At 68.8% G+C, this 13,021-nt stretch carries 12 protein-coding genes; 5 read left to right on the forward strand and 7 right to left on the reverse strand.

What is annotated here, in order from left to right; genetic code table 11:
* Positions 1–212: 212 nt before the first annotated feature.
* A complete protein-coding gene (locus EDD93_RS02715) occupies positions 213–626 on the forward strand; it encodes an anti-sigma regulatory factor (protein ID WP_014048265.1) in 414 nt (137 codons plus the stop codon).
* Positions 623–1,603: an RNA polymerase sigma factor SigF gene (locus EDD93_RS02720; protein ID WP_398902755.1), complete on the forward strand. Its 981-nt coding sequence runs from the start codon at positions 623–625 to the stop codon at positions 1,601–1,603. Before EDD93_RS02715 ends, EDD93_RS02720 begins: the two co-directional genes overlap by 4 nt.
* A gap of 63 nt (positions 1,604–1,666) precedes the next feature.
* On the opposite strand, the gene EDD93_RS02725 is transcribed toward EDD93_RS02720, so the two are convergent.
* Entirely contained in the window at positions 1,667–2,056 is a 390-nt protein-coding gene (locus tag EDD93_RS02725; RefSeq protein WP_123527550.1) for a hypothetical protein, read from the reverse strand.
* A 235-nt stretch (positions 2,057–2,291) separates the two neighbouring features.
* Between EDD93_RS02725 and EDD93_RS02730 the strand changes: the two genes are divergently transcribed.
* Entirely contained in the window at positions 2,292–3,260 is a 969-nt protein-coding gene (locus EDD93_RS02730) for a diacylglycerol kinase family protein (RefSeq protein WP_123523643.1), read from the forward strand.
* A gap of 319 nt (positions 3,261–3,579) precedes the next feature.
* On the forward strand, positions 3,580–3,837 hold the full coding sequence (locus tag EDD93_RS02735) for a WhiB family transcriptional regulator (protein ID WP_003953983.1): 258 nt from the start codon (positions 3,580–3,582) through the stop codon (positions 3,835–3,837).
* Between the two features lie 218 nt (positions 3,838–4,055).
* On the opposite strand, the gene EDD93_RS02740 is transcribed toward EDD93_RS02735, so the two are convergent.
* Both EDD93_RS02740 and EDD93_RS02745 read right to left on the reverse strand, forming a co-directional pair.
* Positions 4,056–5,522: a sensor histidine kinase gene (locus EDD93_RS02740; protein ID WP_123523644.1), complete on the reverse strand. Its 1,467-nt coding sequence runs from the start codon at positions 5,520–5,522 to the stop codon at positions 4,056–4,058.
* A 353-nt stretch (positions 5,523–5,875) separates the two neighbouring features.
* The gene (locus tag EDD93_RS02745; protein WP_123523645.1) at positions 5,876–6,946 is read right to left on the reverse strand and encodes an SIS domain-containing protein; all 1,071 of its coding nucleotides are present in this window, start codon (positions 6,944–6,946) and stop codon (positions 5,876–5,878) included.
* Between the two features lie 227 nt (positions 6,947–7,173).
* Between EDD93_RS02745 and nagB the strand changes: the two genes are divergently transcribed.
* Positions 7,174–7,959, forward strand: coding sequence for a glucosamine-6-phosphate deaminase (nagB, locus tag EDD93_RS02750; protein ID WP_123523646.1), 786 nt, complete (start codon positions 7,174–7,176; stop codon positions 7,957–7,959).
* A 190-nt stretch (positions 7,960–8,149) separates the two neighbouring features.
* Here nagB and EDD93_RS02755 read toward each other — a convergent pair whose 3' ends face one another.
* The 4 genes from EDD93_RS02755 to EDD93_RS02770 form a co-directional block, all read right to left on the reverse strand.
* Positions 8,150–9,706 carry a glycoside hydrolase family 3 protein gene (locus EDD93_RS02755; protein ID WP_123523647.1) on the reverse strand — a complete coding sequence of 519 codons (1,557 nt, stop codon included), beginning with the start codon at positions 9,704–9,706 and terminating at the stop codon, positions 8,150–8,152.
* A gap of 8 nt (positions 9,707–9,714) precedes the next feature.
* Positions 9,715–10,545 (reverse strand): carbohydrate ABC transporter permease, encoded by an 831-nt coding sequence (locus tag EDD93_RS02760; protein ID WP_123523648.1) that lies wholly within the window; start codon positions 10,543–10,545, stop codon positions 9,715–9,717.
* Entirely contained in the window at positions 10,542–11,534 is a 993-nt protein-coding gene (locus tag EDD93_RS02765) for a carbohydrate ABC transporter permease (protein ID WP_123523649.1), read from the reverse strand. Before EDD93_RS02765 ends, EDD93_RS02760 begins: the two co-directional genes overlap by 4 nt.
* A 98-nt stretch (positions 11,535–11,632) precedes the next feature.
* Positions 11,633–12,916 carry an extracellular solute-binding protein gene (locus EDD93_RS02770; protein WP_123523650.1) on the reverse strand — a complete coding sequence of 428 codons (1,284 nt, stop codon included), beginning with the start codon at positions 12,914–12,916 and terminating at the stop codon, positions 11,633–11,635.
* Positions 12,917–13,021: the final 105 nt, after the last annotated feature.

A 13,021-nucleotide genomic window follows, 5' to 3' on the forward strand; every position in this document is an offset into this window, starting at 1 on the left:
GCGCCTGTTGTTCGTAATTGACCGCCGCAGACCTCTAGCCACTGTGTGTACTCATGGGCTTACCATGAGTGACAGTCATGGGACGGGGTCTTGGCGACACGGCATCATGGATCGCGATAGCGTCGCCGGACCAAGAACCGAAGACGTACCGCATGGCTCCGGGGCACTCTTCCCGGATCCTCGAATGAGTTTGTGCCACCTTGGAGGTGAGGGTGTCCCAGATCGCAGGCGAGCCCGGGAATCAGGACTTCGTAGAGGTCCGGCTGCCCGCTGCGGGTGCCTACCTGTCGGTGCTGCGTACGGCCACGGCCGGTCTCGCAGCGCGCTTGGACTTCACTCTCGACGAGATCGAGGATCTTCGCATCGCGGTCGACGAGGCCTGCGCGATCCTGCTTCAGCAGGCCGTGCCCGGCTCCGTCCTCAGCTGCGTCTTCCGTCTCATCGACGATTCTCTCGAGGTGACGGTATCGGCCCCCACGACGGACGGGCGGGCCCCGGAGCGTGACACCTTCGCCTGGACGGTGCTCTCCGCACTGGCGGGCAAGGTCGACTCCACGGTCGCCGACGACCGGACGGTCAGCATCAGCCTGTACAAACAGCGCGGCGCGGGACCCGGGCCGGCGTGAGCAACGGGAACGGGGACGGTCCTGTGCGGGACGAGACGATCCGACCAGGGGTGGTGCACGCGGCAGGCATCCCGGAGCAGCAGGCCATGACTCATCCGGTGGACGGGGCCGACCTGCCCCGTGCGGTGGACGGGGCGGACGGGCCCGCTGGCCGTACGGTCGCGGTGGAGCAGTCGCAGGCGGAGCGGGCAGGCCAGATGAGCGAGCACAGGCACCACGATCCGAACGACCGCAGCGGGGCGCGGGCGTTGTTCATCGAGCTGGGCAAGCTCCCCGAGGGCTCGCCCGAGAAGGCCGAGCTTCGCAATCGGCTGGTGCGGATGCATCTGCCGCTGGTGGAGCACCTGGCCCGGCGGTTCCGCAACCGGGGCGAGCCGCTGGACGATCTGACCCAGGTCGCCACGATCGGCCTGATCAAGTCGGTGGACCGGTTCGATCCGGAGCGGGGCGTCGAGTTCTCGACGTACGCCACGCCCACGGTCGTCGGTGAGATCAAACGCCATTTCCGTGACAAGGGCTGGGCGGTGCGGGTGCCGCGCCGCCTCCAGGAGCTGCGGCTCTCGCTGACCACGGCGACCGCGGAGCTCTCCCAGCAGCACGGCCGCTCGCCCACGGTGCACGAGCTGGCGGAACGTCTCGGCATCTCCGAGGAGGAGGTGCTGGAGGGGCTGGAATCGGCCAATGCCTACAGCACCCTCTCCCTGGACGTGCCGGACACCGACGACGAGTCCCCCGCGGTCGCGGACACGCTCGGCTCGGAGGACGAGGCGCTGGAGGGCGTCGAGTACCGCGAGTCGCTCAAGCCGCTGCTGGAGGACCTGCCACCGCGTGAGAAGCGGATTCTGCTGCTCCGGTTCTTCGGCAACATGACCCAGTCGCAGATCGCGCAGGAGGTCGGCATCTCGCAGATGCACGTCTCACGGCTGCTGGCCCGCACCCTGGCCCAGCTGCGCGAGCGGCTGCTCGTCGAGGAGTAGCCGGACGGTGTGCGCGGCCCCGGGAGACCGGCGGCCGCCCGCATCCCGGTTCACACGTACGCGTCAGGCTTCCGGGTCCGTGTCGGGCTCGGCGCCCGGCCGGCGGATGCCCAGCGCGACGATCGTCGTCGGCCGCGCCAGCTGGTACAACGCCGTCAGCGACACCGCCGCCAGGACGATCCCGGCCGGGATCAGCGCGCCCTGGGACCGCAGCAGCGTCCACGCCACCGGCAGCGCGATGATCTGGGTGATGAGGGCGGGGCCGCGGCTCCAGCTGCGCCGCCGCAGCAGCCCACGGGCGGCGAACAGCGGGATCAGCCCGAGGGCGATCAGCGTCAGACCGCCCATCTCGGCCTGCTGCGGGCTCTCGGGGCGGCCGAGCAGCCCCATGACCAGCATGTAGATCCCGCCGATGACGAGGGCCGCGCCCTCCAGGGCGTTGAGTCCGGCCACGAGCGTGATCCTGGCCGGCTTCGGCGGCTCGGCCAGAGGCATCGACGAGGGCGCGTTCTGCTGAGTACTCACCCCTGCAGGTTGGCACCCCGGAGCCGCCGAAGCGAAGCCGGGGTCACGGATCCACCGGAAACCGGCCGTCACGATCGGCCCACCGCGCCCGGACCGTCACCCTGCGTGAGGGCCGGCAGGCAGGACTTCAGGCCTTTACCCCGCGGTAGGTAGTCTGGCGGTCATGCGCGCACTTCTTGTGGTCAATCCAGCTGCTACCACCACCAGTGCACGCACCCGTGATGTGCTCATCCACGCACTGGCCAGCGAGATGAAGCTGGAGGCCGTGACCACCGAGTACCGCGGGCACGCCCGCGATCTGGGGCGTCAGGCCGCCGACAGCGACGACATCGATCTCGTGGTGGCACTCGGCGGTGACGGCACGGTCAACGAGGTCGTGAACGGCCTGCTGCACAAGGGCCCCGACATCGACAACCTGCCGAAACTCGCCGTCGTCCCAGGTGGCTCCACCAATGTCTTCGCGCGCGCCCTCGGCCTGCCCAACGACGCGGTGGAGGCGACCGGCGCCATCCTGGACGCACTGGCCAACCGCACGGAGCGCACCGTCGGCCTCGGCCTGGCGGCCGGCACCCCGGGCACGGAGGACGAATCCGTACCCGAACGCTGGTTCACCTTCTGCGCCGGCCTCGGATTCGACGCCGGAGTCATCGGCCGGGTCGAACAGCGACGGGAACAGGGAAAGCGTTCGACCCATGCGCTGTACGTCCGCCAGGTGCTGCGCCAATTCCTGGAGGAACCGCACCGGCGGCAGGGAACGATCACGCTGGAGGTGCCCGGACACGAGCCGGTCACCGATCTCGCGCTCTCCATAATCTGCAATACGGCACCCTGGACCTACCTGGGGAATCGCCCGATGTACGCCTCCCCGAAGGCCTCGTTCGACACCGCCCTGGACGTCCTCGGCCTGCAGCGGCTGTCGACGGCGGCGGTCACCCGCTACGCGACCCAGCTGCTCACTTCGAGTCCCGAGAAGGGGCCACACGGTAAGCACGCGGTTTCACTGCATGACCTCACAGACTTCACCTTGCATTCAAAGGCCCCACTGCCCTTCCAGATGGACGGTGACCACCTGGGGGTGCGCACAAGTGTGACGTTCACAGGCGTACGCCGTGCACTGCGTGTGATTGTGTGAGTGGAAGGGACCAAAGTCCTTTAACTCGAACGTTTGGACTGGCTTCCACCCTCTAGAAGTACGGCTGTGACCTAGCCGACACCGAGGAATCAAAAAAAACTTTCCTGAAGGGGTTGTATCCGCCGCCGAGGTTTGCGAATCTCTACATGGCGATCGGGACGGCCCGCAACAACGGCCTCCACTGAGAGCCAGAACCCCTCCTCACTTAAACAGGACCACATCCAGTTCATCTGGGCGTCGGCCCGACATCTGCGGGGGGATTCGTGAAAGCGTTCACATTCACAAGCCACAGTACGTATACCAAGGAGAGGTAGCAGCCATGGACTGGCGTCACAACGCCGTTTGTCGTGAGGAAGACCCGGAGCTGTTCTTCCCCATCGGCAACACCGGTCCTGCGCTGCTGCAGATCGAGGAAGCCAAGGCCGTCTGCCGTCGCTGCCCCGTCATGGAGCAGTGCCTGCAGTGGGCGCTCGAGTCCGGCCAGGACTCCGGCGTCTGGGGTGGCCTCAGCGAGGACGAGCGCCGCGCAATGAAGCGCCGCGCCGCTCGCAACCGGGCGCGCAACGCCAGCGCCTGACCGACGCCACCGCTACGAACCTCAGCCAGGCGGCGCGTACGGAGTGTACGCATCACCCCGCCCCCCGAGTCGCAGCGCGCAGTACCCCCGAAGCGCATGCTTGACCAGAGAGCCCGGACCGTTCACCAACGGTCCGGGCTCTCTGCTGTGCCGCGCACTCCGAGCTCCTGTGCCGCACGCCCCCGAAGGGGTGCCGCCGCTTGCCGGCAGGGGCGCCGCTACTTGTCGGCGCTGACCGGGATGTCGAGGATGACCTGGGTGCCGCGCTCGGGCGCCGGCACCATGCCGAACGTCCCGCTCAACTCGCCCTCCACCAGCGTCCGCACGATCTGGAGCCCCAGATTGCCGGTGCGCTGCGGGTCGAATCCCTCGGGCAGTCCGCAGCCGTCGTCCTGGACCGTGATCAGCAGCCGCGTCTCCGTGGGCGAACCGCCCCGCACCGCGGAGACCTCGACGGTGCCTGACTCGGCGACACCGAAGGCGTGCTCCAGCGCGTTCTGCAGCACCTCGGTGAGGACCATCGCCAGCGGAGTGGCAACTTCCGCGTCGAGGATGCCGAAGCGTCCCGTCCGGCGACAGGTGACCTTGCCCGGCGAGATCTCCGCGACCATGGCGATGACCCGGTCCGCGATCTCGTCGAACTCCACCCGCTCGTCCAGATTCTGGGACAGCGTCTCATGCACGATGGCGATCGAACCGACGCGCCGTACCGCCTCGTTGAGCGCCTCGCGGCCCTGCTCGGAGTCCATCCGGCGGGACTGCAGCCGCAACAGGGCAGCCACCGTCTGGAGGTTGTTCTTCACCCGGTGGTGGATCTCCCGGATGGTGGCGTCCTTGGTGATCAACTCACGCTCGCGGCGGCGCAGTTCCGTGACGTCGCGCAGCAGCACCAGAGAGCCGATCCGGACCCCCTTGGGCTTGAGCGGGATCGCCCGAAGCTGGATCACCCCGCCCGTGCACTCGACCTCGAACTCACGGGGCGCGTAACCGCTGGCCATTTTGACCAGGGCCTCGTCCACCGGCCCCCGGGAGGGCGCCAGTTCGGCGGTGATCCCCCCGAGGTGCTGGCCGACCAGGTCGGAGGCCAGGCCGAGACGGTGGTAGGCGGAGAGGCCGTTGGGGCTGGCGTACTGGACGACGCCGTCGGCGTCGAGCCGCACCAGGCCGTCGCCGACCCTGGGCGAGGCGTCCATGTCGACCTGCTGGCCGGGGAACGGGAAGGACCCGGCGGCGATCATCTGGGCCAGGTCGGAGGCGGACTGGAGGTAGGTGAGTTCCAGCCGGGACGGGGTACGGACGGTGAGGAGGTTGGTGTTGCGCGCGATCACGCCCAGCACCCGGCCCTCCCGGCGCACGGGGATCGACTCGACCCGCACGGGAACCTCCTCGCGCCACTCCGGGTCGCCCTCGCGCACGATCCGGCCCTCGTCCAGCGCCGCGTCCAGCAGCGGGCGGCGGCCGCGCGGCACCAGGTGGCCGACCATGTCGTCCTGGTAGGAGGTGGGGCCGGTGTTGGGCCGCATCTGGGCGACGGACACGTAGCGGGTGCCGTCGCGGGTAGGGACCCAGAGGACCAGGTCGGCGAAGGAGAGGTCGGAGAGCAGCTGCCACTCCGAGACCAGCAGATGGAGCCACTCGAGGTCGGTGTCACTCAGGGCGGTGTGCTGGCGGACGAGGTCGTTCATGGAGGGCACGCGTGCGAGCGTACCCGTGGATGTGCGCAGGTACCGAACCGGACGGCCCGGCGCCACGTGCAGTAGGAAGGGCCGGAAATTACCGTGCCCCATGGATGGACAGGCATGAATGGTCTAGTCCACAATGCAGGAGACAGAGCCTCCGCTCTCCCCGCACAGGAGAGCGGAACGAGGTACCCGCGCTCTCTGCCCTGACTGCGCCGGTACCTCTCCCGGGCCGGGGGCACCGCACACCGCCGGCCTGGCTGACCGCCCTTCGGGCGGTCTTACTCCGGGCTGCGGTGCTGGTCGGGCTGAGGGTCCCGGCCCGGCGCCGTGGCCCGCGGGTGTTTCCGGGGGTGCGCTCAGTGCGTTTCGGTGACCTTCGCCAGCGCGCGGGGGGCGTCCGGATCCTGGCCCCGGGCGATCGTCACCTCGTACGCCAGCATCTGCAGCGGCAGGATCTCCAGGATCGGCTGGACCTCCTCCGCGACTCCGGCCGTCGGCAGCACGAACCCCGCCGACGCCGCCCGCACCTGGGCCTTCGGGCCGACCACGAAGAGGTCGGCGCCGCGCCCGCGGAGCCGGTCGAGCACCGGCTGGAGGGCCTCGCCGCCCCGGCCGTCGGTGACCACCGCGATCACCGGGGAGATGTTGTCGACCATGGCGAGCGGGCCGTGCAGCAGATCGGCGCCCGAGTAGGAGAGCGCGGGGATGTAGCTCGTCTCCATCAGCTTCAGGGCGGCCTCCTTGGCCGTGGGATAGCCGTAGCCGCGCGAGGTGATGACCATGCGTTCGGCAAAGCGGTAGCGCGAGGCCAGAGCCTTGACCTCGTCCTTGCGGGCCAGGACCGCCTCGGCCAGCTCCGGCAGGATCGCGGCAGCCGCGCCGTCACCGCCGCGCAGCCCCTCCACGAACAGGTACAGGGACAGCAGCGAGGCGGTGTACGTCTTGGTGGCCGGCAGGGCCTTCTCCGGGCCCGCCAGGATGTCGATGTGGTACTCGGAGACCGCGGCCAGCGGGGAGTCCGGGTTGTTGGTCACCGCGAGTGTCACCGCACCGGCCTCCCGGGCGGCCTTGGTGGACGCGACCAGGTCGGGCGAGCCGCCGGACTGGCTGACGGTGATGACCAGGACGTCCCTCAGGTCCGGCTTCGCGCCGTACGCGGTGGTGGTGGACATCGAGGCCAGACCGCAGGGCAGCCCGAGGGTGATCTCGATCAGGTACTTCGCGTAGAGCGCGGCGTTGTCCGACGTGCCCCGGGCGGTGAGCAGGACGAAGCGGGGGTTCCGCGCCGCGACCTCGGACGCGACCGCCCGGATGGCGGGGGCTCCCTCGGCGAGGATGCGGCGGAGCATCCCGGGCTGCTCGGCCATCTCGCCGGACATGATCCGGCCGGGGAGTTCGCCCTCGTCTGCCGGGTACGTGACGGACATGTCTGGTGCCTCCCGGGGTTGTGCCGATGCGTCGGCCGGAGCCGGACCAAGTCCAACACGGGGCACCGAGGGGCCGCCAGCGGTGGGCACCCGGCGGGATTGCGGACGGGGCGCAAGGGGTTCACCCGGCGGGCGCCCGGGGGCATCGTCCGCGTGCGCCGGGTCTGCTAGATTAGGACTTTGATTGGTCTATACCACATGATTCACTCCAGATCGGCAGGCCCCGCGTGGAAGTTGTCATCGTCCCGGACGCCAAGGCAGGCGGCGAACTGATCGCGGGGGCCATCGGCGCCCTGCTGAGCCGTAAGCCCGACGCCGTTCTCGGCGTTGCCACCGGCTCGACCCCGCTGCCCATCTACCAGGCACTCGCGGACAAGGTCCGCTCCGGTGCCGTGGACGCCTCGCGCGCCCGCATCTGCCAGCTCGACGAGTACGTCGGGCTGCCGGCGGGCCACCCGGAGTCGTACCGCTCCGTGGTCCTGCGCGAGGTCGTCGAGCCGCTCGGGCTCTCCGAGGCCTCCTTCATGGGCCCGGACGGCTCCGCCGAGGACGTCCAGGCCGCCTGCGAGGCGTACGACAAGGCGCTCGCCGAGGCCGGCGGGGTGGACCTCCAGCTCCTCGGCATCGGCACCGACGGGCACATCGGCTTCAACGAGCCGTGCTCCTCGCTCGCCTCCCGTACCCGGATCAAGACGCTGACCGAGCAGACCCGGGTCGACAACGCGCGCTTCTTCGACAACGACATCACGCAGGTGCCGCACCACGTGATCACCCAGGGCATCGGCACGATCCTGGAGTCCCGCCACCCGATCCTGCTCGCGACGGGCGAGGGCAAGGCCGATGCCGTGGCGGCGACGGTCGAGGGTCCGGTCGCCTCGGTGGTGCCCGCGTCGGCGCTGCAGATGCATCCGCACGCGACGATAGTGGTCGACGAGGCGGCGGCGTCGAAGCTGAAGCTGGCGGACTACTTCCGCGCCACGTACGCGGCGAAGCCGCCGTGGCAGGGTATTTAGTACGTGGCGGTACGCGTGAGGGGCCGGGCACCTGGTGGTGTCCGGCCCCTCACGTCTGTACGGGTGCGTCGTGGTGGACGCCTTGTCCTCAATCGCCGGACGGACTGGATTTTCGGGCCTGCCCGTCCGGCGCGAGGGCTTGTCCCTCAATCACCGGACGGGCTTGAGGTGCCCGGCGTCCGGTGTTGTCTCAACCGGCCGACGGGGTGGCTTCCGTTGATGCGATCTTCTCTGCCGCTGCCAGGCCGCAGACCCGGGCGGCTCCGTGGGTGGCGATGTAGAAGGCTCCCCTCGGTTCGGCCTGGGGTACGCCCATCTCGACCACGATCGTGTCCGCACGCGCCGCCAGCAGCGCGTCGAGGGCCGCCGTCATCCACGGGTGGCGGTGCGCGTCGCGGACGACCGCGACGATGCGCCGCTCCCCCGCGGCCCGCAGCACCTCGTCCGCGAGGGCCTCGTGCTCGCTGCCGTACGTGTCCGTCCCGGTGCCCGGCACCAGCCGGGCCAGTTCGGCGGCGACGCCCCAGGGTGTCTCGTCCCCCACCGCGATGTTCGCGACCGGGGTGAGCGCGGCGACATAGGCCGGGCCGGTCAGCGGTTCGGCCGGGCCCGTCACCACGACGGCTCGGCGGGCCGCGACGAGGCCGATGTCGGAGCTGATGAGCTTGCTGCCCCCGGCGCCGGGCGCGGTCCCCTCCTGCACTGCCGCGCCCGGCTCCGGGACAGCCCCCCCGGCCCGTCGCGTCCAGGACGCGAGGGCCCGCACCCGGGCGGCGGCATCAGCCAGCCGCTCCTCGGGCAGGTCACCGGAACGGACCGCCTCGACCAGCGCGTCGCGCAGCCGGAGCACCGTGCTGTCGTCGTCGAGGCCGCCGCCGACACAGAGCGCGTCGGCGCCCGCCGCGATCGCGAGGACCGAGCCGCGCTCGATCCCGTACGTCGAGGCGATGGCCTGCATCTCCACGGCGTCGGTGACGATGAGTCCGTCGTAGCCCAGCTCCTCGCGCAGCAGGCCGGTGAGGATCTGCGGGCTCAGCGTCGCCGGGCGGTGCGGGTCGAGCGCGGGAAGCAGGATATGCGCGCTCATCACGGATTTGGAACCCGCCGCGATCGCCGCCCGGAAGGGCACCAGTTCACGGGCGTGCAGGGTTTCCAGGTCCACGTCGATGCGCGGCAGCGCGTGGTGCGAGTCGACCGCGGTGTCGCCGTGCCCCGGGAAGTGCTTGGTGCAGGCGGCGACGCCGGCGGCCTGGAGGCCCTCGATGTACGCGGCGGTGTGGCGGGCGACCAGCTGGGGTTCGGCGCCGAAGGACCGCACCCCGATGACCGGGTTGCCGGGGTTGGAGTTGACGTCCGCGGACGGCGCCCAGTTGAGGTTGACGCCGCACGCGGCGAGCCGGCGGCCCAGCTCCTGGGCGACGGCGCGGGTCAGCGCGGTGTCGTCGACGGAGCCGAGCGCCAGGTTGCCGGGGAAGGACGAGCCGTGGCGCACCTCCAGCCTGGTGACGTCCCCGCCCTCCTCGTCGATCGCGACGAGTACGTCATCGCGTTCGGCGCGGAGCTGGGCGGTGAGCGCGGTGAGCTGTCCGGGCGTCTCGATGTTGCGGCCGAACAGCCCGACGGAGGAGAGACCTTCGCCGATCCGGCGCAGCAGCCAGTCCGGTGCCGTGGTGCCGGTGAACCCCGGCTGCAGGACGGCGAGGGCGTCGCGGGTGACGGTGTCCGTGGTGGATACGAGGGTGGTCATGGGGTGCGTTATCCCTTCACGGCACCGTCGGTGAGACCGCTGACGGCCTTACGCTGCAGGAAGACGAAGAGGATCAGGATCGGGACCGCGAAGATCGAGGCCGCCGCCATGGTGGCGCCCCAGTCGTCGCCGAACTGGCTCTGGAACTGGGAGAGCCAGAGCGGCAGCGTCTTGGACTCGGGGTCCTTGTTGAGGATGAGGACGAGCGGGAACTCGTTCCACGCCGTGATGAAGCCGAAGAGCGAGGTCGCCATCAGACCGGGGGCGAGCAGCGGCAGGATCACCTTGACGAAGGCCTGCGGGCGGCTGCACCCGTCGACCATGGCGGACTCCTCCAGTTCCTTGGGCACGGCGGCGACGTAGCCGCGCAGCGTCAGGATCGTGAAGGGCAGCACCATGACCATGTAGAAGAGGGTCAGCGGGACCAGGCTGTTGAGCATGTCCGCGTCGCGGACCAGCATGTAGATCGCGATGACCATGACTTCCCACGGGGCCATCTGCGCGATCATGAAGACCAGGATCATGCTCTTGCGGCCCTTGAACCGCATCCGCGCCAAGGCGAACGAGGCGAAGAGCGCGATGATCAGCGAGAAGACGACCGCGAGCAGCGTGACGGTCAGTGAGTTCCTGACCAGTGTGAAGAAGTCCGGTGCGTGGTACGCCGTCTTGAAGTGGTCGAACGTGATGTCGGTCGGGAACCAGACCGGCGTCTCCGTGATGATGTCGCCGGTCGGCTTGAACGCCGTGCTGAACATCCAGTAGACGGGGAAGACGAAGGCGGCGAAGAGGACGATCGCCGCTGCGTTGGGCCAGATGCGGCCGAGCAGTGAGCGCTTCACAGCTCGTCCTCCTCTTGCTTGAGAACGATGCGGAGGTAGTACGAGGTCAGCCCCAGCATGATCAGGATGGTGAGCAGCGAGATCGCGGCGCCCATGCCGTAGTGCTGGTTTCCGACCCCTTCGACGAAGGCGTAGATGGGCAGCGTCTCGGTGAGGCGGTTGGGGCCGCCCTCGTTGATGGTGAACAGCTGCGGGAACGCCTTGAACACCCAGATGACCTCGAGGAAGGTCGTGGCGTAGAGGAAGGGCCGCATGAACGGGAACGTCACCTGTGTGAAGCTCTTCCAGTTGCCGGCCCCGTCGAGCGAGGCGGCTTCGTAGAGTTCCTTGGGGATCGTCGTGGTGGCGGCGTAGAGGTTGATCGCCACGAAGGGGATCGACTGCCAGACGATCAGCAGCCCGACCACGAAGAAGGTGGAGACCTGCGAGCCGGTCCAGTTGTACTCGGCCATGGAGTGGAAGCCGATTTTGTCGAGCACGTAGTTCACGACGCCGAACCGCGAGGCGAAGAGCCACTGGTAGACCGTGGACGCCGCGACGACGGGCATGGCCCAGGCGAGCACGAGGCCCAGCATCAGGGTGAGGCGCATCCGCTTGCCGAGGCGGGCGAGCAGCAGTCCGACCAGCGTGCCGAACAGCATGATCAGCGCGACGTTGATGCTGGTGAAGATGATGGTGCGGAGGGTGACGCGCCAGAAGTCCTCACCACCGAGGATCTCCGTGTAGTTCTTGAACCCGTTCCATTCGGTGGCGTGCCGGATCAGCTGCCCCATATTGAGGTTCTGGAACGACAGCATGCCGTTCTTCACCAGGGGATAGCCGAGGAGGAGCGCCGTCACGGCGAGAGCGGGTACGAGCAGCAGATAGGCCGCGGCCCCCGCGCCCAGCTTCCGCCCGCGTTTCCCGTCCGGTCCGGCGGGTGGCTGCCCGCCGTGCCCCCGGCCTGCGGCTGTCTTAGCCACGTCCGACGGATTGGTGTCTACTGCCATGCTCGTCATCACTTCCAACAGAGCCCTACAGGAACGGTGCGTACAGCCGGGGCGGCGGGTGGATGCCCGCCGCCCCGGAGTGTGTCGCGCTGCTGCGACTACTGCTGCTGGCTCAGGCGCTTGTTGAGCTCGCCCTCGACCTGCTTGGCCGCGTCGGCGGACGACTTACCCTGCAGGACCAGTGTCATGTAGGTCTTGATCGGGTTCGGCGGGTTCTCGACCGGCGCCCATTCCGGGATCAGCGGCGTCGTGCCACCGGACTTGGCGGCGGCGGGGCCGGCAGCCTCGGCCGCGGGCTGGCCCACGGCGAACTTCTGCATGGCCTCGGACTTCGGGGTCCAGCCGGCCTCCTTGACGAGAGCGCCGTCGTTCGCCTCGCTGAGGGCGATCTTCAGGAACTCCTTGGCGAGGTCCTGCTTCTTGCTGCCCGCGGCGACGGCGAAGTTGGAGCCACCGAGGAAGACACCCTCGGGCTTCTCGGCGGTCTCACCGGGGATGGTGAAGAAGCCGATGTCCTTCTCGAGCTTCGGGTTGGCCTTGATGGCCGTACCGGCCTCGTAGCCCATCGCGATGATGGCGCCGGTCTTGCCCTTGGCGAAGACCTCGGCCTGCTGCGGGGTGGCCTCGTCCTTGTCCTTGGGGGCCTTGGAGTAGGACTGGTACTTCTTGTACACGTCCATGGCCGCGGCGACCTTCGGGTCGGCCAGGTTGGAGACGTACTTGTCGCCTTCCTTCTTGACCGGCTCGACACCCTGACCGACGAGCAGACCGTCGAAGAAGTACCAGTTCTGGCCGGGCAGGTAGATCGGCTCGGCGTCACCCTTCTTCTTGATGGCGTCGAAGGCCTTGAAGAGGTCCGCGCGGGTCTTCGGCGTCTCGGTGATACCGGCGTCCTTGAAGACCTTCTTGTTGTACATGACGACGCGGTTACCGAAGTACCACGGCAGCGCGTACTGCTTGCCCTCGAAGACGGAGGGGGCGTTGACCGCGTCGGGCCAGGCGCCGCCGATCTCCTTCTTCACGTCGGCGAGCTCGGCGAGACCGCCGGTCTTGGCGTACGCCGGGGTCTGGGTGTTACCGATCTCCAGCACGTCGGGCGGGTTGGACTCGGAGAGCGCCGTGGTGACCTTCTGCTGAATACCGTTCCATTCCTGGACTTCGATCTTCAGCTTGGCCTTGGTCTTCTTCTCGAACTCGTCGGTGACCGTCTTGGTCCAACCGGGCGGGTTCGAGCCGGACATCGTCCAGACAGTCAGGGTCTGGCCCGCGTATCCTTCGGCACCGGCCTTCTTGCCGTCGCCGCTGTCGTCGTCCGAACCACAGGCCGCCATGCCGAACACCATGCCCGCGACGCCGATCGCCGCGATGAGCTTGCGCTTCACGCCACCCTCCTCAGGGATGCTGCAACCCCCGCCCACCGCGCAAATAACGTCGACGAGTACTACTGGGGCTGGAACCTGGTCTTTAATGGTTTAGACCAGTACCGG

Origin of the sequence: Streptomyces sp. 840.1 (genome assembly GCF_003751445.1) — a bacterium.
In the GTDB taxonomy this organism is placed as follows: Bacteria; Actinomycetota; Actinomycetes; order Streptomycetales; family Streptomycetaceae; genus Streptomyces.